This window comes from Sporosarcina sp. FSL W8-0480 (assembly GCF_037963765.1).
Taxonomy (GTDB): Bacteria; Bacillota; Bacilli; order Bacillales_A; family Planococcaceae; genus Sporosarcina.
In genome coordinates this window covers 110,404-131,591 of sequence record NZ_CP150166.1, presented here as the reverse complement: position 1 = coordinate 131,591, position 21,188 = coordinate 110,404, and the positions used below count along the sequence as shown (strand labels likewise).

Here is a 21,188-nt window from a genome sequence, read left to right as displayed (position 1 = left end):
GTTAGAGTCCAAGGAGTGTGGAGGAAGTGGAAAATAGATACTCTCGCCAGACGCTGTTCAAGCCGATCGGCAAAGAAGGGCAAGAGCGTTTGCAGGGTGCACATGTCGTCATAATCGGTTGCGGTGCGTTAGGTTCGCCCATTTCTGAGATGCTTGTCAGAGCTGGTGTTGGCAAACTAACAATTGCAGACAGAGATTATGTGGAGATGTCCAATCTGCAAAGACAGCAATTGTTCACAGAACAAGATGCTCTTCATGGCACGCCAAAAGTGGTCGCCGCAAAACGTAGATTAAAAGAAATCCGTCAAGATTGCGATATACAGACAGTTCTTGATCATGTCGATGGACCGATACTTGAAGAGATTGTCAGGGACGCCGACTTGATCATGGATGCAACGGATAATTTCGAAACAAGACTTCTTATGAATGACGTAGCATGGAAAAGGGGAATTCCATGGATCCACGGTGCTTGCGTCGGAAGTTCCGGCACAGTATTTCCATTCATTCCAGGAAAAACGACTTGCTTTAGATGTCTTTTGCCAGTTCTCCCTTCCGTCAATGAAACATGCGATACCGCCGGCGTCATAGCTCCAGCCGTCCAAGTCGTCGCGGCGAGGCAAACGGCAGAAGCGTTGAAATGGCTGACGGGTAACCATGACGCAATGTTGACGAAGCTTTTACATTTCGATTTATGGAATAACACACAAGTCGAAGCGGGAATTTCACGGATTCAAAAAGAACATTGTGAAACTTGCGGGGTGGAACCTACATATCCTGCGCTTAACAAACCCGAAGGTACGAACTACGCTGTACTTTGCGGAAGGGAAACTGTTCAAGTCATCCCTGATAGCAGCAGATCCTTATCTTTGCAGGACGGCGAGCAAGTCGCAAAACGATTGGGCACGGAGTATAAAACGACACCGTTCTTCGTCGAATTCCATGCAGAAGGCTACCGCTGTGTTTTATTCCAAAACGGTCGGTTACTCATTCATGGTTTACGAGATATGAAGGAAGGCCGGAAGTTGTACCATCAATTTTTTGGATAGGGGGAGAAGGGATTGTCGCAACCATCGGAATTGGAAAAGAAAAATGCAATATCGATCTGCGTCCTAACGGTGAGTGATACGCGGAATAGAGAAACAGACAAAAGTGGTGGGATAATCATTCAAATGGCTGAAGACGCCGGTCATCGTATTGAGGATTACCGAATCTGTACGGATGAGCCGGTAGAAATTGTTCGCAATGTCCAGGAGTGGCTCGGAAATGAAGCAGTCGAAGCAATTATCATAACGGGAGGATCTGGAATCGGTTTCCGCGATGTGACTATTGAAACGGTTACTCCATATTTCACGAAAACTATTGATGGTTTCGGAGAATTGTTCAGGTTTTTAAGCTATACAGAAGATGTGGGGTCGAAGGCGTTATTGAGCCGAGCAACTGCAGGGGCAATTCAGGAGAAAGTGCTATTCGCACTGCCAGGTTCATCGAAAGCAGTGAAGTTAGCGATGGAAAAATTGATCCTTCCTGAGCTTCATCATATCGTGCATGAATTGACGAAGCATCGGAAATGATAGTTGATGATTTTACGTCCGGATTTCGGCAGCAGGTGCCCGTTGTGAAAGTTATCGGTCATTGTCACGATTATATCGGTCACTTCCGGGGAGTTATCGGTCACTTTTTCAAAGTTATCGGTCACATTCATAGAGTTATCGTCGTTTTGTGACTTTTCGCCTACAGAGAATCAGAGCGCCGAAGGAGGAGTTCTCCTTTCAGCGCCAAGAGTTCTCGTTTATGGTGAAAGAGTTCTCCAATAACGCCGAAAAGTTCTCGTTTATCGCCGGGGAGTTCTCCTTTACAGCGAAAGAGTTCTCCTTTATCGCCGGGGAGTTCTCCTTTACGGCGAAAGAGTTCTCGTTTATCGCCGGGGAGTTCTCCTTTACAGCGAAAGAGTTCTCCTTTATCGCCGAAGAGTTCTCATTCCAACGAAGTCCGCTCAAAATCGCCATTCTTCCCTCCGGTTTTCCGGAGCAACATCGTTGGTCCAATGACCATTTCTTTTCCTGCAGCTTTACACATATCGTAAATCGTAAGTGCAGCAGCTGATGCAGCCGTGAGGGCTTCCATTTCGACTCCGGTTAAGCCTTTTGTCTTCACTTCGGCTTGGATGAGTACCTCATAATGGCTTTTCGCTTCATCGATATTCCATTCGAAGTGTACATCTACGCCAGTCAATGCAAGTGGATGGCACATCGGGATGATGGAGGATGTGTTTTTTGCAGCCATGACTGCAGCAACTTGGGCGACAGCAAAGACATCACCTTTTTTATTAGTACCCTCCGTACTTTGGGAGTGGATCAGTTTATTCACAATAATAGATGAAGCAGCAATGGCTGTTCGAGTCGTAACAGCTTTGTCGGAGACGTCGACCATTTTGGCCCGTCCTTGTTCGTTGAAATGCGTCAATTCAGACATTGGATTCATTCCCCTCAAACATAGTACCCTTAGTATAGCAGAAGATAGGAGAGGATTCAGAATGGTGGAAATGAGAAAACCGATTCCGGTCGCTGAAGCTGTCCGATTGGTTATGGAGCATGTAAATACGATTGGAAATGAAGTGATCGACCTTGAAGATGCTTACGGTAGAGTGCTCAGTGAACCGATCATCGCAAGACACGATGTACCTCCTTTTGACCGATCACCTTATGACGGATTCGCAATCCGGTCGCTCGATTCGAAAGGAGCATCTGGCGATAACCGGATCCCTTTTTCAGTCATTGGCGAAATCGGTGCCGGTTACCTCGCAGACAAGCCGATCGGTGAAAAGGAAGCATATCGAATCATGACTGGCGCGCAAATTCCGGAAAACGCGGATGCAGTCGTCATGTTGGAGCAAACAGTGGAGACGGACGGCGGATTTACATTACGCAAACCGTTTGAAACAGGGGAAAATATCTCATTTAAAGGCGAAGATGCCAAAGAAGGCGAGCTGCTGATCGAGGCAGGTTCACTCATTCATCCGGGAACAATCGCCTTATTAGCCACATTTGGCTACGCGAAAGTGAAAGTGGCGAAACGCCCAGTCGCTGGAATTCTATCAACCGGTACAGAGCTGCTTGAAGTGGGCGACGAGCTTTTACCGGGTAAAATCCGGAACTCCAACGGTCCGATGATCAAAGGACAGCTTAACCGGATGGGGATTTCCTATCGTTCATACGGAATGGCAATGGATGATCTCGACGCTTGTACAGCGATAGTCAAGCAGGCAATTGAGGAATCGGATTTCCTCATAACAACAGGCGGCGTGTCTGTTGGTGATTACGATTATTTACCGGCGATTTACGAGCGGCTTGGTGCCAAGGTTTTATTCAATAAAGTTGCAATGCGCCCGGGTAGTGTGACGACTGTCGCGGTGTTAGGCAATAAATTCTTATTCGGGCTTTCAGGCAATCCATCCGCATGCTTCACCGGTTTTGAATTGTTTGCAAGACCGGCGATCCTTGCGATGATGGGTGGCACAGCGCCTTATATGCCAAGGATGACGGCGAAATTGGGTGAGGACTTTACGAAGCCGAATCCGTTTACGCGCTTCATCCGCGCCACTTGGACATTCACCGAATCCGGTATTGAAGCAGTGCCTGCAGGTTTTAATAAATCCAATGCGGTCTCCTCGATTGCGAGAGGGAATTGCCTGATTGTATTGCCAAGCGGGACACGGGGATATGCAACGGGTGATCATGTGGATATACTCCTTGTAGGTAGCGAACAAGGCGTCAGTGAGTGGACATTGTGAAGACGCTACATGTTGTCGGCTTTAAAAACAGCGGCAAAACGACACTTGTTTCAAGATGGGTTCGTTTATTGAAAGAAAAAGGTTTGAAAGTCGCTGTTTTAAAGCATCATGGGCATGGCGGAAAGCCGGAAATGCCTGACGCCGGAACGGACACGATGAAGTTTTTGACAGATGGCGCGGATGCAACGCTTGTTGCAGGGGGCGGCGCAGTCCAGCTCATTTGGAATGAAGAACCAGATTTTGAAACATTGAAACGGATGGTTTCGTACAGAAAACCGGATGTTTTATTAATAGAAGGATATAAGAGCGAATTTGGAGATAAAGTGATGCTGCTGCGCGATCGAGATGATTGGGATCAGCTTCGGAATTTACAAGGCAAGCAGCTTGTCATCGGGTGTCCTGACATCAATATAGTTTGGTCTCATATTCATTCGCGCGAGGAAACGGAGCTTATCGATAAATGGTTTTTGGAATGGATTGGAGAGGGAGATGGAAATGAAGCCTTTTGAAATTGTGGAAACACCGATAAACGTTCAGAAATATATGGACTATGTTCTCCATCCATCAGCAGGCGCTGTGGTCGTTTTTACGGGCAATGTGCGGGAATGGACGCATGGCGTGAAGACACTATATTTGTCATATGAAGCTTACATCCCGATGGCGGAAAAGAAAATGGCGGAAATCGGGGCGGAAATGGAAGAACGCTGGCCTGGTGTTCGTGTTGCGATCGCACATCGGATCGGAGAACTGCAAATTTCGGATATTGCCGTCGTCATCGCTGTTTCGTCTCCGCATCGGAAGGCGGCCTATGAAGCGAATGAATATGCGATTGACCGTATAAAAGAAGTGGTGCCCATCTGGAAAAAGGAAATCTGGGAAGATGGGGAAGAGTGGATTGGTGCACAGAAGAAGTATCCAGAAAAGGGGGTTGAGCAAAAATGATCAAAGTGAATTATTTTGCGAGATTGCGTGAGTTGACTGGAAAAGGGGAAGAGACACTTGAGCGTGACTCGATGACAGTCGCTGAATTGCTGACCTGGGCAGAGGAAACGTACCCGGGCTTCGGGGCGGATACTATACAGGTTGCGGTGAATGAAGAGTATGCGCTAAAAGATGACGTCATCAAATCGGGTGATGTCTGTGCTTTCATTCCTCCGGTGAGCGGTGGCTGATGAAGACAGCAGGGATTGTGTTAGCCGGTGGATTGTCAAGTCGGTTCGGTTCCCCGAAGGCATTTGCCGAATGGGGCGGCCGGTATTTCTATGAATTGTCGGTCGACGCTTTATCGCCGCTCTGCAAGGAAATCGTCATTGTAACTCGTCCCGAATTGTTGGAACGTTTTCCTGAAAAAATGCATGTTACAACAGATGTTGAAGAGTTTGCTGGGCAAGGGCCAATCGCAGGGATTTTATCGGGGATGAAAAAGGTGAAGGCTGATCGATATATCGTTTTGCCTTGTGATATGCCGTTCATGACAGCTGATGTAATAGAGCGACTGTTAGAGTGCCATAGTTCAGGTGTAACGGCAGTTGTGTTAGATGGGAAATATCATCCGCTTGTTTCGGTTTGGGATAAAATTGTACTTCCGGACTTGCAGGAAGCACTTGAAAACGGAAGGCGTCGGGTCATGGACGTTCAGGAAAAGCATGGGGTCCGGTGGATTGAGGGTGGATTGCTGACCGAAGGGGATGCAGAGCGGATTTTCACGAATGCGAACACGTTAGACGTCTTGGATAGTTGGATAGGAGTTGTCGATAATGGAACCAATTGTAGATAAATTAGGCCGTCCGATTCGCGATTTGCGGATATCGGTAACTGACCGCTGTAATTTCCGTTGCACGTACTGCATGCCGAAGGAGATTTTCGGTGATGATTATGTGTTCTTGCCGAAGAACGAATTACTTTCGTTTGAAGAAATTGAACGCTTCGCTCGTCTTTTCGCGTCAATCGGAGTGAAAAAGCTGCGCCTGACAGGTGGAGAACCATTGATGCGACGGGGTCTTCCTGATTTGATCGAGAAACTGATGAAAATCGAGGGCATCGAGGATATTGGTTTGACAACAAATGGTGTGCTCTTAGGGCAATATGCGCAGCCTCTGTATGACGCGGGCCTTCGCCGATTGAACATGAGCCTCGACGCGATGGATTCAGAGCTTTTCGGGAAAATGAATGGTCGGGGAATTAAACCGGAGTTGATTCTCAAAAATATCGACCGGGCAAAAGAAATCGGGTTTACGATTAAAATGAATATGGTCGTTCAAAAAGGGGTCAATGAAAGCGAAATTCTACCGATGGCGAAGTATTTCAAGGAACGCGGTATCACATTGCGTTTCATCGAATTCATGGACGTCGGGAATGACAACGGCTGGAGCTTCGAGAAAGTCGTGACGAAGAAGGAAATCTACGAAATGCTGCGTGCAGAATACGAGATGGAGCCTGCCGAAGAGGAGTATTACGGTGAAGTTGCGAAGCGGTACCGTTATTTGGACAACGGCGCTGAAGTCGGCTTCATCACATCGGTTTCGGAATCATTCTGTTCGACATGCACGCGGGCAAGGCTTTCATCCGACGGGAAGTTGTATACTTGCTTGTTCGCTTCAGGCGGATTTGATTTACGCGAACTGATCCGAAGTGGTTTGACGGACGAAGAGTTGCTTGAAGCGATTACGGGTGTCTGGAAAGGCCGCGGTGACCGCTATTCCGATGAGCGGACGGAACAGACCGTGAAAAATCGTAAGAAGATTAATATGAGTTATATTGGTGGATAAGTTTTGTATTGCCCCGCGGTCACTTGCTGACGTGCGGGGCGTTTTTTGTTATGGTTAATGGGTCTAAGGTCACGAAATGACAATAAACCTTGGGAAATGATCGATATAATTCGGGAAATAACCGATAAGTGCACCCAATTGATCGATAACTATTGGGAAATGATCGATAACTTCGGGGAAATGATCGATAACTTTTCCGCGAGACAAATAGAGCCCGCCTATTTAGTAGGCGGGTCTCACTTTATCATCATTTCAGCAGAAAACCCGCTATCGCTTCATTCACAAAGTAAGCACCCAACTTTACAGTCCGCCCGTTTTCATCCAATGAAGGATTCACTTCGCAAATGTCGAAAGAACGTGTTTTTTCATGCGCCACTACTTTTCGGATAATGGAACGCACTGTAGAAGGGTCAAGGCCAAATGGTGAAGTGGCACTAACCCCCGGCGCGAATGCGGCATTGACGACATCCGTGCATAAAGTAAGCATTACCGCATCATGTTCATTCATGAAGTCTTCCAATGAAGCCATTAAACTTTCAAGGTGTCCAGGAATCATTTCATCTTCCATTACATAAGTAACGCCTAATAAATCTGCACGATTAAACAACTCCTGTGTATTGCCGTAGCGTTGGATGCCAGCAACGAAATAGCGTGCATTCGGGTCTTGTTCTAAAATCTGCCTGAACATCGTACCTGAAGAAGGTTGTTCATCATAAGGTCGCAAGTCAAAATGCGCATCAATATTGATAATGCCAAGAGTCGCTACCTTGCCAAGCGATTCGCGGACTCCTAAATAATGTCCGTATAACGTTTCATGCCCGCCGCCTAAAATAATCGGTTTTGATCCGTTCATTAAAATCGCAGCCACAGCATCACCTAATTGCTGTTGTGCAGACTCTAAATCTTCGCCGACACAGTCGATATTGCTGACGTCGAATAGACGGGCCGTCTCCGGGAATCGCCAAGGCTGAGGTGCCAGTCCACTCCGCAACGCATTAGGTGCTTCGGCCGCGCCTAGACGACCTTTATTCCTCCTGACGCCTTCTTCACATTCGAATCCAATAATTGTACATCCGCCCGACACATTCTCAATATCCGCGATTTCAACGACTTGATGATAGCGGAAGCTTGACCGATCTTCCGTATGGTCAACCCGACCGGACCAAATAGATTCATTAACTTTATTCACAAAACCCACCCTTTCTGAATGAATACTTCTTGCAACCAGTATATAGTTAGATAAAGATAAATCCAATTCGAAAAAGGTGATCGCATGAAAATTCGACTCCTTGTCAAAGACTCACTCGAAGCACAGGGACTGAAATGGCTGCTCACATCCCAATGGAGCGATATCCAGGTGGAAATAGCAGAAACGATAGATACTTCCATGAATGCAGACCTCTATATTATCGATATGACATACATCATGACGGAGGAGTACATACTGCCGCCTCAAGCAGTTTGGCTTGGTATTTCTTCTGAACGTACATTCCAAACAGTTTATAAAGCACTCTCCTTGAAGGCTGAAGATATTTTATTCCGACCATTCCAGCCCGATAGGCTCATCAAACAAGTCCAGCAAATCCGCTTTAGGTGGCGGAATGAAAATGAGCAGTTCAAAAGCTCAAGCCGTCAGGAGGAAGGCATTCTGACATACGAGAACTTGCTGATTGGTGCAACCATTCCGGAGAACTTAGTGCTTTTGAGTTTAATCGCGCCATCGCGGGTAGGGGAGCTCGACCATCTTGTCCGCGACCTAAAAAAACATGATTTTCCGCCCACTTGTGATATTTTTCCCTTTTCAAATTTCGTCCTTATCATCCATCGACAAGTGGATGTACATGTTTTACAGGAAGCGTATTCAATGTTTTTCGCCCAATGGAAACGCCAGTCTGACGCCCTTTTGACAATCTATTTATATGCTGATGAAAGTGGAGCAAGTTACCCGGAGTTGTATAAAAAGATGCGCCGCTTCCATGAACGGATTTTTTATGATGGTTATGACATTTTGACAATTGAAAACGAAGACCTTCATTGGCGGGATATGGATCCGTTTCTTTCTCCGTTAGAGCAACGGCAATGGGTGGAGATGCTTGAAAAGCGTCAAGTGGGGGATATCCGGAAATGGATGGAACAGGATTTCCTGACTTTGGAGCCGCCATTCCCGGACCCTGAGATGGTTCGTGTTCGTTTAACGAGCATCCTTGCTCAAGTTCGACGTTATATGACTGCTAATTCTTTGAAAACGCAGAAAGTGGAGATAGAATACCATTCATTATTTGAAACAGTCATCCGTGAACCGGTCATGTATCATATCGTTCAGTCATTTACCTCATTCATTGCGGAGTTGCTCCAGATTTCTGCTGATGAATCCAAACGGGAAGGTAACCTTGTGGACAAGGTACAGGAACGGATTGCTGCAAATTATTGGGATGCGACTTGGAATTTAGCGGCATGCGCAGACGAGTTGAAACTGCACAAAAGTACATTGAGCCGAAAGTATGCAATGGAGGCGGGGGAGCCGTTCAGCGATGCATTGTTAAAAATGCGGATAGAGGAAGCGAAGCGTTTATTGACAGAGACAGACTTATCGATTGCCGAAGTGTCAAGTTCAGCAGGTTTCACCCATTCCACCTATTTTAGTCGGCGGTTCAAAGAGGAGACCGGTATGACCCCTTATCAATTTAGGATGAAGTGGGTATAGGTTTTATAGAAAAAGCAGTGAAGATTGGAACGAGCCATCTTCACTGCTTTGTTAATTAAAATCTTTTTCGGAAGAACGGTGTCTTCTTCAAGGCGATACATAGAGGGATGGCGATCAGTAGACCGACGACGTTCTGAATGACATCACCAGGAATCGAAGCAAGCGGGGCAACCCAGTTATTGTACATGATTCCTTGCCCGATATAGTAGACAGCAAGCATTACAGGTATTGAGGCTATGGCCCCTAAAATATTGAATTTAATGCTGTCCCCATGATGGCCGTTCGACCAGGCGATCTTCCCGACGATATAGCCTTGCAGGGCACGGGCGACGATGGTCGTTGGAGCCCAAATGGCCCAGCCGCCAAATATATCGAATAAGCCCATTCCGATGGCACCTGCCAACGCCCCTTTTTTTGGACCGAATAATATAGCGACGATGAACAGCATCGCTGTCCCTAAATGGATCAAGCCGCCTTGGCCGATTGGAAGTTTGATGTTAATGAACATCGTTGAAATAAGGACAAGTGTAGATAGTATGGCGGTAAGCACCAAGTCGAATGTTCTTGCACGTGTTGCAGGGTGTGCGCCCGGTTGTATATTTTGCATGTTTTGTATAGGACCTCCTTCTTTTCACCTTATAAGTATTTTTATTAATTTCATTTTACAGAATGACTGACCATCATAAAAGTGCCAGATTGGATAAAGTAATAGGGGTCAGATGAGCGGAGAAGAAATTACAAATCCGTATATTTTTGCTTTCCCGTTCTTGTGTTACGATGTAGTAAGAAAAAGTACGATTGAATTGGGTGGAGGAAGTGTGATGAAAAAAGTTGCGGTTATCCAAGATATGTCTTCGTTCGGAAAGTGCTCGCTCACGGCAGCAATTCCGGTCCTGTCCGTAATGGGTGTGCAGGCAGTGCCGCTGCCCACGGCGGTTTTGACCTCTCAAACAGAGTATCCAAGCTATTATTGTGAGGATCTGACGGCTAAGATGGGGCATTTTACAAATGAATGGAGCAAACTAGGAGCAACATTTGACGGCATTCATACAGGGTTCGTGACAGGAAAAGAACAGATTGAAAACATCTTTTCATTTTTAGATACATTTTATAAAGAAGAGACGATGCTCCTTGTCGATCCGGTAATGGGTGACCGGGGGCAGATGTATGATGTATTTACGGATGAGCTGATCGGCTATATGAAGGAGCTTGCAAAGCGCGCAGACATCATTACGCCAAACGTAACGGAATGCTGTTTGCTGACAGGTTTGCCGTACGATAAGTTACAAAGCTATCGAACGAACGAGGATTATCTAACTGCGATTAGGGAGGCCGGGCATCGGCTCCAGTCAATGACTAATGCAAGTGTCATCATTACTGGCCTGAATCCGCCGGCCGTTTCGGGAACGGAGTACGTCGGCAATATGTATATCGACGGAAAGGGTTCGTTCCACAGCTTATTTGAGTCAAACGGCAAAAGCTATTCCGGAACGGGCGATTTATTTGCATCCGTCATCATGGGAGGCATGATGCGTGGCCAAGAGGTGGAGGAAACGATGAGACTGGCGGAGAAATTTTTATCGGCCGCAATCGAAGCGACTGCAAAGGAGCAGATTCCAACAGTTGACGGCGTGAATTTTGAAACGTTTTTAGGGATGTTACTATAATGAACAAGCTGCCTCTTAATTTGGGTAGCTTGTTTTTTGAAGGATGAACAATAATGTACAATATTTTTCGTGTGCAACGTCAATAAAGTGAAAAAATGTGATTGATTCATAAATAATTATCTGAAACTTTCATATAGAATGATAGTAATGAAAAAGGGGGTCATTCAATTATGAAAGCGGATACATTGGAAAAAGTTATTCAATACAGAGGGACTGAACTAAATACGAAGGGGTGGCAGCAAGAGGCGGCGCTTCGGATGCTTATGAACAATTTGCATCCTGACGTAGCGGAGCATCCAGAAAAGTTGGTCGTTTACGGCGGAATCGGGAAGGCGGCACGTAACTGGGAGAGCTTTGACGCGATTGTTCGTTCATTGAAAGAGCTTGAGAATGATGAGACGTTATTGATCCAATCTGGTAAACCGGTTGCTATTTTCAAATCGCATACGGATGCACCAAGGGTCTTGATTGCCAACTCGAATATCGTTCCTGCGTATGCAAATTGGGATACGTTCCATGAGCTTGATAAAAAGGGCCTCATGATGTACGGACAAATGACGGCTGGAAGCTGGATTTATATCGGATCACAAGGGATTGTCCAAGGGACATATGAAACTTTCGCGGAACTTGCGAAACAGCATTTCGGTGGTTCATTGAAAGGAACGATCACATTGACGGCGGGCCTTGGCGGCATGGGTGGTGCGCAGCCATTGGCGGTAACGATGGCGGGCGGCGTTTGCATCGGGATTGAAGTCGATGAAACGCGTATCGATCGCCGGATTGAAACTCGTTACACGGATGTTAAGACGGATTCGCTCGATGAAGCGATTCGACTTGCGGAAGAGGCGAAAGCGGAAGGTAAGGCATTATCGATTGGTCTCCTTGGTAATGCAGCAGATTTATTGCCAGAGATGATTGCACGTGGATTCAATCCGGACGTATTAACGGACCAAACATCAGCGCATGACCCATTGAATGGTTATATTCCATCCGGTATGTCGCTTGAAGCCGCGGCTGTGCTTCGCGATTCCGATCCGGATGAGTATGTGAAGCGAGCAAAGGCGTCGATGGCGGAGCATGTTTCAGCAATGGTTGTCATGATGGATAAAGGTGCTATCACATTCGATTACGGAAATAATATTCGTCAAGTGGCGAAGGATGAGGGTGTTGAGCGTGCGTTCGATTTCCCTGGATTCGTTCCAGCTTACATCCGTCCACAGTTCTGCGAAGGGAAAGGACCTTTCCGCTGGGTGGCGCTTTCAGGGGATCCTGAAGATATTCGTAAAACAGACGAAGTCATCCTTCGCGAATTCAGCTATAATACGCATCTTTGCAATTGGATTAAAATGGCGCAGGAGAAGATTCAATTCCAAGGCTTGCCTTCACGTATTTGCTGGTTGGGGTACGGGGAACGCGCACGTTTCGGTAAGATCATCAATGATATGGTCGCAAGTGGGGAATTAAGCGCGCCAATCGTCATCGGTCGAGACCATCTTGACTCAGGATCTGTTGCGTCTCCGAATCGTGAAACAGAAGCAATGAAAGACGGATCCGATGTTGTATCTGACTGGCCGATTCTGAATGCGATGATCAATGCTGTCGGCGGAGCAACTTGGGTATCTGTTCATCATGGCGGCGGAGTTGGAATGGGCTATTCACAACACGCTGGAATGGTTATCGTTGCGGATGGAACGAAGGAAGCGGAAGCTCGACTTGAGCGTGTATTGACGACGGATCCTGGAATGGGAATTGCCCGTCATGTTGACGCGGGTTATGACCTGGCCATTCAAACGGCGAGGGACAAAGGGGTTAATATCCCGATGATGGAAGGTGACAAATAATTGAAACCACTTTGGATAAAACATGCAGCGCAGCTTGCGACAATCGCAGGGGAAAACGCACCGCGAAAGCGTAAGGAAATGTCGGAGTTAGGCATTATCGAAGATGGAAGCATTTGGGTTGAAGACGGTCTGATCCAGGCAATCGGAACGACGGCTGAATTGGAGCGACGTTTTGGTGATCGTGCAGCTGAAGCTGAAATCATTGACGCAACCGGCCGTCTGGTAACACCTGGACTTGTCGACCCGCATACGCATGTCGCCTATGGTGGCAGCCGCGAGCGTGAATTTGAAATGCGGCTTGAAGGTGCGACTTATATGGAAATCATGAATGCTGGCGGAGGTATACATGCGACAACAAGGATGACGCGTGAATCGACAGAAGAAGAGCTTGTTGAGCAAACGACACGCAGACTTGATTCCTTCCTGAAGCATGGGGTGACGACGGTTGAAGGGAAGAGTGGATATGGGCTGGATCTTGAAACGGAGCTGAAGCAACTTCGAGTCATGAAGCGTTTGAATGAAACCCATCCAGTCGATCTTGTACCAACGTTTATGGCGGCACATGCCGTTCCGCAAGAATATAAAGGTAATGAAGATGAATATATTGATAGCATCATCAATGACATGCTTCCTGTCGTAGCGGAAGAGGGGCTTGCTGTTTTCAATGATGTGTTCTGTGAAGTCGGAGTGTTCACGCCGGAACAATCGGAGCGCATTTTGGAAGCCGGGAAAAAGCACGGGTTGATCCCGAAAATCCATGCGGATGAGATCGAGTCGTATGGCGGGGCAGAACTTGCCGCGAAAGTCGGCGCCATTTCGGCGGAGCATCTATTAAAGGCATCTGACGAAGGCATCAAACAGATGGCTGAAGCAGGGGTGATCGCTTGTTTACTACCGGCGACGGCGTTGTATTTACGCGAAGAAGCGGCGAAAGGGCGTCAAATGGTAGATGAAGGGGTTGCTGTTGCAATCTCAACGGACTGCAATCCAGGTTCGTCTCCGACAACATCTATGCCTCTTGTCATGAACTTGGCGTGTATTTCGATGCGTTTGACACCTGCTGAGGCATTGGTCGCTGCAACGATGAATGCCGCTTGCGCGATCAAGATGGAAGAGAAAGTCGGATCGCTCGAGGTTGGTAAACAGGGTGATGTCGTTATGTGGAATATCGGAAATTATCAGGAGTTGCAGTATTTATTCGGCGTGAATCATGTCGACAAGGTTTGGAAAAGGGGACAACAGGTTGTAGGGTAATGAATTGCCGTGAATGAACAAATACAGATTTGCATTCACGGCTTTCTTTCCATTCGATTTAACAGAATATTGGGGGAAGGGTGAAAGATTATGGCGCAAATTGGGGAAAAAGTAAAAACGCAATCGAATCCGGGTATGTGGAAGTTTTTCATCTTTAGCGCAATCGGGGCATTCATGTTTTTCGTGCCAGTGACGATGGGCGGGAAGAATTCAATCATGCTCGATCATATTGTGACATGGATTCAAACGCATTTAGGCGGGGCGCTGCCGTATTACGCATTGGTTGTCATTCTCGCGGGGGCGGTTTATCCGTTCGTCTCAGGAACTTGGAAAAAGTCAACTGTAAATATGGTCTTTTCATTTTTTAAAGTAATCGGTTTAGTCGTTGGCATCATGTTAGTTTTCAATGTGGGGCCGGCTTGGCTTTTTGAACCGGATATGGGTCCATTCCTATTGAATAAGTTAGTAATACCTGTAGGTTTATTAGTTCCAATCGGCGCTGTATTCCTTGCTTTATTAGTAGGGTATGGGCTGTTGGAATTTATCGGTGTCCTTGTGCAGCCGATCATGCGTCCGATTTGGAAGACTCCGGGCAGGTCTGCAATCGATGCTGTCGCTTCATTCGTCGGTTCATATTCTTTGGGGCTATTAATTACAAACCGCGTGTATAAGGAAGGGAAATATACGGCGAAGGAAGCCGCCATTATCGCGACTGGATTCTCGACTGTTTCCGCGACATTCATGGTCGTCGTCGCAAAGACGCTTGACCTGATGAGTATGTGGAATTTATATTTCTGGACTACGTTGGTTGTCACATTTATTGTCACAGCAATCACTGTCCATTTATGGCCATTGCGTTCAATCAAAAACGAGTATTATGAAGGTTCGACGCCTCAGCCGGAATTGAAGCCTGAGGGGCAACGCTTTTCTGCAGCCTGGAATGAAGCGATGGAGACCGTTTCCAAGGCGCCGACGTTTGCGCAAAACATTATCGCAAACGTAAAAGACGGACTTTTAATGGCCATGGCGATTTTGCCATCCATCTTATCAATCGGTCTTTTGGGGCTCGTATTGGCTGAATTCACGCCTGTATTCGACTGGCTCGGTTACATTTTCTATCCATTCACATGGGCGTTGCAGCTACCGGAACCGATGTTAGTCGCGAAGGCGAGCGCACTTGGTATTGCGGAAATGTTCTTACCGGCGTTGCTCGTCGTGGAATCTGCATTGGTCGTCAAATTCGTCATCGCGGTCGTATCGGTTTCGTCAATCATCTTCTTCTCGGCGGTCGTACCGTGTATCGTATCGACGGAAATCCCAATTTCCATTCCGCAGCTCATCGCCATTTGGGTGCAACGTGTCATTTTGACAATTGTAATTGTGACGCCGATTGCGTATTTATTACTATAGGTGACTTTTCCGGAAGACGTTTTTGTCTTCCGGTTTTTTGATTTCGGTGGATGGGTCAAAGGTCACGAAATGGTGATATAATTCTATATTCAATAGATAACTTAAACGATTCAATAGATAAATCCCTGTATTCAATAGATAAAAGTCTTTATCCGATCGATAAGTTTTCCTTGTTCCACAAGCAGCATTCCGAAACTCAATTAACTGCGTCGTTACAACATATTTGCTATGATAGAGGAAAGAAAAGCAGGGGGTTACATACATGATTGGCAGAAATGATCCTTGTTCGTGCGGGAGCGGTAAAAAGTATAAGAAATGCTGCGGGAAAAAGGGTCCCGACCTCGTTGGAATGATCGTCAATGAAGAATTGGACCAAATCCTTAGCAACTTCTTTGATCAATATCCAAAAGGGGAAGATCGAAAAGAGATGATCCGCATGATGCGGGAGTGGATTCTCCGACTTTCCGACAGTTGGAGTAAAGAGGATATTGAAGAAGCGGCGAGTGAATTTTATTTATTCGTACATAAGCCGGAGGGCTGGCATGAGTATATCCGTGAGCAGTTAAACGCGTCAAAGCGGGAGGGAGTGCTGAATGTCCTGAAAGCTTGGGACGAGCCATTCATGCTGCTTGCGGAAATTTTGGGTACCGACGAAGGAATGTTGGAAGTTCGACAATTATTTACCGATGAAGTTTATCATGTCACCCGCAACGAAGGGATGCCGGTGGAAGAGGGAACGTTGATGTTCGGTTCCGTGCTGCGTGATCCAAGGAAGCGGGAAGATGCGATTGCGCCAGTTTCTTCGATGATGTTTTTAGCGAGATGGAGCAAGCAGACGAAACAGTCGCTCATGGAATTGCGGGAGAGTAAAAAGGCATTGACGCCTGAACAGTTTATTCGCAATCATGCGCTTGATATTTATGAGCTTTTCATCAAACGGAGTCAAGCTTCGCTTAATGAGTTGGTTGAAGAAGTGTTGAACCCTTCGCAATTTGATTCATTGAAAGCATTGGAAGCGGCATTGCGCGGATTGGGACAGGATGCGGGCGTGAGGGAAATCCTTCATAAGTTGGCGGTAGCCTATTTCATGAACCATCAATCGGAAATTGAATCTAAAAATGATTTTGTTGCATCCGCAATTTGGACAGGAGCGGAGCTTGGTGTGATCAGAGGACTTGTGAGTTCGCAATCAGAAGTCGCCGCGCAATACGATTCGACAGTGAACGGGATGACTTCGTTTGTGAAGGAATTGTCGTCTCTGTACGAAGAGATGATGGGTAGCTTCGATGAACCGGTGGCGAACCGTGCCTATGACATCGGCACCGATCCGCGTGCTACTGAAAAGGGACTTTGGGAAACGGCGATGACAACGACGGGTGTCGTCCAACCGGAACGAAAACCTGATGTGGATGAAGGACGGGCGCAAATGCTTGCGTATGAGGCTTACGCTGCTGAAAGTGAAGAAGAAAGACGTGAGCTTGCCGCGAAAGCGTACGCGATTTCACCAAATTTGCCGGATGTGCTCATGCTTGCAGCGGAAGTTGAAACAGACGCGAAAAAGGCATCTGACCTTTATGAAAAGGCAATCCGCAATGCGAGCAAGACATTCGAACCTAACGAAAACCCGTGGATGAACCTTCCAAACCGGACATTTATGCGTGCGGCGTTTATGTACGGCGTCCATTTATTCATGAACAAAGAATTCAGTGAAGCAGCGGACGTTTTCAAGGACCTTGTTCGAATGAACGCAACGGATAATCAAGGGGCGCGTTTTGAAGCAGTCGCTTCTTTGATACATGCAAAACGGTTCAATGAGGCGGCTGAAATAATGGTTCGCTATGAAAAAGGGTCGCAGTCGGACGCAACTTATTTATATCTTGATTGGAAACTTGAACATGATGCTTCGGAAGGACAGTCGGAGGAAGCGGAGGCAATGCTTGAAAAGGCTGCCAAGGCGAATGGTCATGTCATGCACTTACGGACATTTAAAGCGAAAACGATTGATTATCCAAGACAGATGTTCATCCAGCCGGGCAGTGAAGAGGAAGCACGTTATATTTGGCTGTTGTTGAACGGGCCGAATTGAATAGATAGAGGAAAAGCCGATGGGGAGTGGTAGATTCCATCGGCTTTTTACATTTTTACGTTTTAATTAAAAGAACAAAAAACGGCATTATGAGAACTCTTGGCCGTCTTACAAGAACTTGCAAACAAAAACGGAACGCCCATATTTTAAGGGAGTTCCGGTTTCCTGAAAAATTTATTTTCCACCTAACATATTAAACAATCCACCTGCAATGCTGCCTTCATCTCGGGAACCTCCATTAGGAACTCCTGGCGCGGCTGCGAAGACGCGACTTGCGAGTCTTGAGAATGGTAATGATTGAATCCAAACTTTACCCGGACCTCTCAGCGTTGCGAAAAACAACCCTTCGCCGCCGAACAATGCCGTTTTGACGCCTTTTACCATTTCAATATTATAATCGACGTCCTGAGTCATGGCGACGAGACATCCTGTGTCAACACGCAATGTCTCTCCGGGAGCCAACGTTTTTTCAATAATCGTACCTCCCGCATGCACGAAAGCCATCCCATCTCCTTCAAGTTTCTGCATGATGAAGCCTTCGCCTCCGAAAAAGCCGACCCCGATTTTTCGTTGGAATTCGATTCCGACTGAAACACCTTTGGCCGCAGCTAAAAACGCATCCTTTTGGCAAATGATCTTGCCATTATATTGGCTTAAATCCATCGGGATAATTTTGCCGGGATAAGGTGCTGCGAAAGATGCATGCTTTTTGCCAGATCCTTCGTTCGTGAATGTTGTCATGAATAGGCTTTCACCTGTCAGCAGACGTTTTCCCGCTCCCATTAATTTACCCATTATTCCGCCTCCGGAATTGCCTGAACCGTCCCCGAAGATTGTTTCCATTTCAATTCCATCTTCCATCATCATTAAGGAACCGGCCTCCGCGACAACCGTTTCGCCGGGGTCGAGTTCCACCTCGACAAATTGCATGTCGTCTCCGTACAGTTTGAAATCGATTTCGTGATTATTCATACCAACAGCCTCCCTAAATTTAGTTGCTGACTACTTGTACGGCGCGCATCGATGAAAGTTTCATGAACTTGTTTTAATTATGTCTATATATTTCCATAGTAGATATAAGACTTCATTCACCCGATCAGAGAGTTTGGTGCCGTTGCTTGCTTCGCGGAATGAACGGCCAACCGCTTCCAAAAGAACCACCCTTGGATTTTCGGCTTGCAACTCGGTTAATAGGAAGTCCGTGTATGCAAGACTATTTTCATCGGCCCCCTGCTCTAACTTCTTTTTCAACGCGATAAATTCGACTTGAATTTTTTCCTTCAATTCTTTGGAAGAAATCCCCAAAGCCGCAATCATCTGCTTCTCCAATAATACTTCCTTCTGTTCCATTAAATCGGCCATCAGCGCATCCATCCTTCTTAGCGTGAAGTGGACAAGTTTTTGGATGTCCAATTCCTTTGAGGAACCGGTTGTCCAAAAATGGCGCAGTTGTTGGATCATTCCTAACGTCATGACGGAACAATCGAAAGAATGAGGCTCTGCCGCTTCGCCGAAGACATCAACGAGGCGTCCGGCAAACCATTTTAATTCATTAATGTGAGTCGTTTTGACGAAATTCCGGAGTTCTTCATCATTGGAATAAAAAACGGCCTCATAAATCGGAAGTAAATTCAGCTCCCGGTTTACTTGCATCCGGACGATAATCTGTTCAGCTAATACGTTCTTGTCTCTTTTATCCCGACCGGCTAATAGTTCGTGCCTTCTAATGATGGACTCATTATGTGCATCTTCCAATATGGCCATGAGGCACTCGTTTTTGGAAGTGAAATAATTGTAAAACGTTCCTTTGGAAATCTTGGCAACCTCCAAAATATCTTGCACCGACGTGGATGTAAATCCTTTCTCGATAAATAGCTTTTTCGCAGTTAACATGACTTTCCGTTTACGGTCATTCATCTATCTCACCTTATAATTAGACTTAGAGTACAAAGTTATTTTATCAGAAACAACATTGTACTAATAGCGTTTAAAACTTTTTTGTTGAAAATCATATTTTTTACTTGCTCATTTTAGACTGTGAGTATAAACTATTAAAATGTGCATGGGATTTGAACGAATATGAATGGGGGAATTCTCATGGAAATGGATATAAAGAAAATGCACGAAAAGCCTCCTTACGGAATGATAGCTATTTTATTCTTTGGGGCATTCGTTGCCTTCTTGAACAATACATTATTGAATATTGCCTTGCCTGTCATTATGAATGAGTTTCAGGTGAAGCCCTCTTCTGTCCAATGGCTTACAACAGGGTTCATGCTTGTGAACGGTATTATGATCCCGGCAAGCGCCTTCTTTGTACAGAAATTTACGAACCGCAGATTATTCCTAACTGCTATGACGCTGTTTTCAATCGGTACTGCACTTGCGATCTTTGCCCCGACATTCGGCCTGCTTGTCGCAGCAAGAATGATTCAGGCATCCGGTTCTGCATTGATGATGCCATTATTGATGAACGTCATGCTTGTTGCTTTCCCGATTGAAAAAAGGGGATCGGCGATGGGGATATTCGGCTTAGTCATGTTCACGGCGCCTGCAATCGGACCGACATTATCTGGGTGGATTGTCGAACATTATTCTTGGCGCACGCTATTTGAAATCGTGTTGCCGTTTGCAATTATTTCAATCATCTTTGCTCTCTGGAAACTGAAAAACATAACGCCGAATACGGATGTGAAGCTTGATGTTTTCTCCCTCGCTTTGTCGAGCGTTGGTTTCGGAGGTTTGTTATACGGATTCAGTTCGGCTGGAGATAAAGGTTGGGATGCACCGATTGTTTACGGAACAATTGCTGTCGGGGCCATTTCACTTGTTGCATTTATTATCCGTCAACTGCGTATGGAAGTTCCGATGTTAGACTTCCGAATCTATAAACATCCGATGTTCGCGCTTGCGTCCGTCATTTCCATCGTTCTATCAGTCGCGATGTTCTCGGGAATGATCCTGACACCATTGTATGTTCAGGAAGTACGGGGTATTTCGCCGTTTGATGCAGGAATCTTAATGTTGCCTGGAGCGATTGTGATGGGGATTATGTCACCGATTACAGGTAGACTTTTTGATAAATACGGAGCAAAAGTGCTCGCACTGACAGGCTTAACAATCACGGTTGTAACAACATTCTATCTAAGTAGACTTGAATTGACATCTGGTTATTATTACTTGATGATGCTTTATACAATCCGGATGTTCGGTATGTCAATGGTAATGATGCCGATTATGACAAATGGTTTAAATCAATTGCCAATGAAATCTAATCCGCATGGTACTGCGATGAATAACACATTGCAACAAGTTTCCGGTGCAATCGGATCCGCTATACTCCTTACGATTATGACGAAGAGGATGGAGAAATCCGGCATGTCACTCGCCGAAGAAGCGGCAACATCCGGAAATATACCTTCAGATCAGTCTGCGTTGGCAACCTTCCAACATCAGCTTGAAATGAAAGCGATGCTCGATGGCATCAATTACTCGTTCCTGATTGCTACGATTATAGCTGTTGTAGCATTATTCCTCACTTTATTTATCAAAAGGGTCATACCTCCGAAATATGAACCGAAGACAATAAATAATAAAGATGAGAAAGAAACGGTACAGGATTAATCCCCTGCACCGTTTTTTGTATTTCATTAAAAGAAGGATTTAAG

Annotated in this window: 22 protein-coding genes; 15 read left to right on the top strand and 7 right to left on the bottom strand. The window is 46.1% G+C overall.

Annotated elements, in window-relative coordinates:
* Nucleotides 1-26 precede the first annotated feature (26 nt).
* Together NSQ43_RS00680 and NSQ43_RS00675 are read left to right on the top strand one after the other, a co-directional pair.
* Nucleotides 27-1,046, top strand: a complete 1,020-nt coding sequence (locus tag NSQ43_RS00680; RefSeq protein ID WP_339252176.1) for a ThiF family adenylyltransferase — start codon at nucleotides 27-29, stop codon at nucleotides 1,044-1,046.
* Nucleotides 1,047-1,058: 12 nt separating this feature from the next.
* On the top strand, nucleotides 1,059-1,571 hold the full coding sequence (locus NSQ43_RS00675; RefSeq protein ID WP_339252174.1) for a molybdenum cofactor biosynthesis protein B: 513 nt from the start codon (nucleotides 1,059-1,061) through the stop codon (nucleotides 1,569-1,571).
* Nucleotides 1,572-1,769: 198 nt separating this feature from the next.
* Here NSQ43_RS00675 and NSQ43_RS00670 read toward each other — a convergent pair whose 3' ends face one another.
* Together NSQ43_RS00670 and moaC are read right to left on the bottom strand one after the other, a co-directional pair.
* Complete coding sequence (locus NSQ43_RS00670) at nucleotides 1,770-2,006, bottom strand: hypothetical protein (RefSeq protein ID WP_339252172.1); 237 nt, start codon at nucleotides 2,004-2,006, stop codon at nucleotides 1,770-1,772.
* Nucleotides 1,975-2,472 carry a cyclic pyranopterin monophosphate synthase MoaC gene (gene moaC, locus NSQ43_RS00665; RefSeq protein ID WP_339252171.1) on the bottom strand — a complete coding sequence of 166 codons (498 nt, stop codon included), beginning with the start codon at nucleotides 2,470-2,472 and terminating at the stop codon, nucleotides 1,975-1,977. The genes NSQ43_RS00670 and moaC overlap by 32 nt, the downstream gene beginning before the upstream one ends.
* Before the next feature lie 61 nt (nucleotides 2,473-2,533).
* On the opposite strand from moaC, the gene glp reads away from it, so the two are divergent.
* From glp to moaA, 6 genes are read left to right on the top strand one after another with little or no spacing between them, the layout of a single operon-like run.
* A complete protein-coding gene (glp, locus tag NSQ43_RS00660; RefSeq protein WP_339252169.1) occupies nucleotides 2,534-3,790 on the top strand; it encodes a gephyrin-like molybdotransferase Glp in 1,257 nt (418 codons plus the stop codon).
* Nucleotides 3,787-4,299, top strand: a complete 513-nt coding sequence (gene mobB / locus NSQ43_RS00655) for a molybdopterin-guanine dinucleotide biosynthesis protein B (protein ID WP_339252167.1) — start codon at nucleotides 3,787-3,789, stop codon at nucleotides 4,297-4,299. Before glp ends, mobB begins: the two co-directional genes overlap by 4 nt.
* The gene (locus tag NSQ43_RS00650) at nucleotides 4,286-4,732 is read left to right on the top strand and encodes a molybdenum cofactor biosynthesis protein MoaE (protein WP_339252166.1); all 447 of its coding nucleotides are present in this window, start codon (nucleotides 4,286-4,288) and stop codon (nucleotides 4,730-4,732) included. The genes mobB and NSQ43_RS00650 overlap by 14 nt, the downstream gene beginning before the upstream one ends.
* The gene (gene moaD / locus NSQ43_RS00645; protein WP_339252164.1) at nucleotides 4,729-4,962 is read left to right on the top strand and encodes a molybdopterin converting factor subunit 1; all 234 of its coding nucleotides are present in this window, start codon (nucleotides 4,729-4,731) and stop codon (nucleotides 4,960-4,962) included. Before NSQ43_RS00650 ends, moaD begins: the two co-directional genes overlap by 4 nt.
* Nucleotides 4,962-5,567 carry a molybdenum cofactor guanylyltransferase gene (locus NSQ43_RS00640; RefSeq protein ID WP_339252162.1) on the top strand — a complete coding sequence of 202 codons (606 nt, stop codon included), beginning with the start codon at nucleotides 4,962-4,964 and terminating at the stop codon, nucleotides 5,565-5,567. Before moaD ends, NSQ43_RS00640 begins: the two co-directional genes overlap by 1 nt.
* The gene (moaA, locus tag NSQ43_RS00635) at nucleotides 5,548-6,558 is read left to right on the top strand and encodes a GTP 3',8-cyclase MoaA (RefSeq protein ID WP_339252159.1); all 1,011 of its coding nucleotides are present in this window, start codon (nucleotides 5,548-5,550) and stop codon (nucleotides 6,556-6,558) included. Before NSQ43_RS00640 ends, moaA begins: the two co-directional genes overlap by 20 nt.
* Before the next feature lie 69 nt (nucleotides 6,559-6,627).
* Here the strand turns inward: moaA and NSQ43_RS00630 are convergent, their stop codons facing one another.
* Together NSQ43_RS00630 and hutG are read right to left on the bottom strand one after the other, a co-directional pair.
* Nucleotides 6,628-6,765 carry a hypothetical protein gene (locus NSQ43_RS00630; protein WP_339252158.1) on the bottom strand — a complete coding sequence of 46 codons (138 nt, stop codon included), beginning with the start codon at nucleotides 6,763-6,765 and terminating at the stop codon, nucleotides 6,628-6,630.
* A gap of 40 nt (nucleotides 6,766-6,805) precedes the next feature.
* A complete protein-coding gene (hutG, locus tag NSQ43_RS00625) occupies nucleotides 6,806-7,747 on the bottom strand; it encodes a formimidoylglutamase (protein WP_339252156.1) in 942 nt (313 codons plus the stop codon).
* Between the two features lie 84 nt (nucleotides 7,748-7,831).
* Here hutG and NSQ43_RS00620 point away from each other — a divergent pair, with 84 nt between their 5' ends.
* Nucleotides 7,832-9,262 carry an AraC family transcriptional regulator gene (locus NSQ43_RS00620; RefSeq protein WP_339252155.1) on the top strand — a complete coding sequence of 477 codons (1,431 nt, stop codon included), beginning with the start codon at nucleotides 7,832-7,834 and terminating at the stop codon, nucleotides 9,260-9,262.
* A gap of 55 nt (nucleotides 9,263-9,317) precedes the next feature.
* Here the strand turns inward: NSQ43_RS00620 and NSQ43_RS00615 are convergent, their stop codons facing one another.
* Nucleotides 9,318-9,869, bottom strand: a complete 552-nt coding sequence (locus tag NSQ43_RS00615) for an ECF transporter S component (RefSeq protein ID WP_339252153.1) — start codon at nucleotides 9,867-9,869, stop codon at nucleotides 9,318-9,320.
* Nucleotides 9,870-10,083: 214 nt separating this feature from the next.
* Between NSQ43_RS00615 and NSQ43_RS00610 the strand changes: the two genes are divergently transcribed.
* The 5 genes from NSQ43_RS00610 to NSQ43_RS00590 all read left to right on the top strand — a co-directional run bounded on the left by NSQ43_RS00610 (nucleotide 10,084) and on the right by NSQ43_RS00590 (nucleotide 17,520).
* The gene (locus NSQ43_RS00610; RefSeq protein ID WP_339252151.1) at nucleotides 10,084-10,929 is read left to right on the top strand and encodes a pyridoxamine kinase; all 846 of its coding nucleotides are present in this window, start codon (nucleotides 10,084-10,086) and stop codon (nucleotides 10,927-10,929) included.
* A 170-nt stretch (nucleotides 10,930-11,099) separates the two neighbouring features.
* Nucleotides 11,100-12,770 carry a urocanate hydratase gene (hutU, locus tag NSQ43_RS00605; RefSeq protein WP_339252149.1) on the top strand — a complete coding sequence of 557 codons (1,671 nt, stop codon included), beginning with the start codon at nucleotides 11,100-11,102 and terminating at the stop codon, nucleotides 12,768-12,770.
* On the top strand, nucleotides 12,771-14,024 hold the full coding sequence (gene hutI, locus NSQ43_RS00600) for an imidazolonepropionase (RefSeq protein WP_339252147.1): 1,254 nt from the start codon (nucleotides 12,771-12,773) through the stop codon (nucleotides 14,022-14,024). It begins immediately after the preceding gene.
* Nucleotides 14,025-14,114: 90 nt separating this feature from the next.
* The gene (locus NSQ43_RS00595; RefSeq protein WP_339252146.1) at nucleotides 14,115-15,434 is read left to right on the top strand and encodes a YjiH family protein; all 1,320 of its coding nucleotides are present in this window, start codon (nucleotides 14,115-14,117) and stop codon (nucleotides 15,432-15,434) included.
* 262 nt (nucleotides 15,435-15,696) lie between these two features.
* Nucleotides 15,697-17,520, top strand: coding sequence for an SEC-C metal-binding domain-containing protein (locus tag NSQ43_RS00590; protein ID WP_339252145.1), 1,824 nt, complete (start codon nucleotides 15,697-15,699; stop codon nucleotides 17,518-17,520).
* A 174-nt stretch (nucleotides 17,521-17,694) separates the two neighbouring features.
* On the opposite strand, the gene NSQ43_RS00585 is transcribed toward NSQ43_RS00590, so the two are convergent.
* Nucleotides 17,695-18,492 carry a TIGR00266 family protein gene (locus tag NSQ43_RS00585; protein ID WP_339252143.1) on the bottom strand — a complete coding sequence of 266 codons (798 nt, stop codon included), beginning with the start codon at nucleotides 18,490-18,492 and terminating at the stop codon, nucleotides 17,695-17,697.
* Nucleotides 18,493-18,552: 60 nt separating this feature from the next.
* Nucleotides 18,553-19,437 carry a TetR/AcrR family transcriptional regulator gene (locus NSQ43_RS00580; RefSeq protein ID WP_339252142.1) on the bottom strand — a complete coding sequence of 295 codons (885 nt, stop codon included), beginning with the start codon at nucleotides 19,435-19,437 and terminating at the stop codon, nucleotides 18,553-18,555.
* A gap of 180 nt (nucleotides 19,438-19,617) precedes the next feature.
* On the opposite strand from NSQ43_RS00580, the gene NSQ43_RS00575 reads away from it, so the two are divergent.
* A complete protein-coding gene (locus NSQ43_RS00575; protein ID WP_339252141.1) occupies nucleotides 19,618-21,144 on the top strand; it encodes a DHA2 family efflux MFS transporter permease subunit in 1,527 nt (508 codons plus the stop codon).
* Nucleotides 21,145-21,188 lie beyond the last annotated feature (44 nt).

What these genes read in the sequence shown, in the direction of transcription:
- NSQ43_RS00585 (WP_339252143.1), bottom strand. Translation starts at nt 18,492, where the DNA reads ATGAATAATCACGAAATCGATTTCAAACTGTACGGAGACGACATGCAA.
- NSQ43_RS00670 (WP_339252172.1), bottom strand. Translation starts at nt 2,006, where the DNA reads ATGGCGATTTTGAGCGGACTTCGTTGGAATGAGAACTCTTCGGCGATA.
- NSQ43_RS00650 (WP_339252166.1), top strand. Translation starts at nt 4,286, where the DNA reads ATGAAGCCTTTTGAAATTGTGGAAACACCGATAAACGTTCAGAAATAT.
- NSQ43_RS00640 (WP_339252162.1), top strand. Translation starts at nt 4,962, where the DNA reads ATGAAGACAGCAGGGATTGTGTTAGCCGGTGGATTGTCAAGTCGGTTC.
- moaC (WP_339252171.1), bottom strand. Translation starts at nt 2,472, where the DNA reads ATGTCTGAATTGACGCATTTCAACGAACAAGGACGGGCCAAAATGGTC.
- moaA (WP_339252159.1), top strand. Translation starts at nt 5,548, where the DNA reads ATGGAACCAATTGTAGATAAATTAGGCCGTCCGATTCGCGATTTGCGG.
- NSQ43_RS00615 (WP_339252153.1), bottom strand. Translation starts at nt 9,869, where the DNA reads ATGCAAAATATACAACCGGGCGCACACCCTGCAACACGTGCAAGAACA.
- NSQ43_RS00595 (WP_339252146.1), top strand. Translation starts at nt 14,115, where the DNA reads ATGGCGCAAATTGGGGAAAAAGTAAAAACGCAATCGAATCCGGGTATG.
- NSQ43_RS00620 (WP_339252155.1), top strand. Translation starts at nt 7,832, where the DNA reads ATGAAAATTCGACTCCTTGTCAAAGACTCACTCGAAGCACAGGGACTG.
- NSQ43_RS00590 (WP_339252145.1), top strand. Translation starts at nt 15,697, where the DNA reads ATGATTGGCAGAAATGATCCTTGTTCGTGCGGGAGCGGTAAAAAGTAT.
- moaD (WP_339252164.1), top strand. Translation starts at nt 4,729, where the DNA reads ATGATCAAAGTGAATTATTTTGCGAGATTGCGTGAGTTGACTGGAAAA.
- hutU (WP_339252149.1), top strand. Translation starts at nt 11,100, where the DNA reads ATGAAAGCGGATACATTGGAAAAAGTTATTCAATACAGAGGGACTGAA.
- NSQ43_RS00575 (WP_339252141.1), top strand. Translation starts at nt 19,618, where the DNA reads ATGGAAATGGATATAAAGAAAATGCACGAAAAGCCTCCTTACGGAATG.
- glp (WP_339252169.1), top strand. Translation starts at nt 2,534, where the DNA reads ATGGTGGAAATGAGAAAACCGATTCCGGTCGCTGAAGCTGTCCGATTG.
- NSQ43_RS00580 (WP_339252142.1), bottom strand. Translation starts at nt 19,437, where the DNA reads ATGAATGACCGTAAACGGAAAGTCATGTTAACTGCGAAAAAGCTATTT.
- NSQ43_RS00610 (WP_339252151.1), top strand. Translation starts at nt 10,084, where the DNA reads ATGAAAAAAGTTGCGGTTATCCAAGATATGTCTTCGTTCGGAAAGTGC.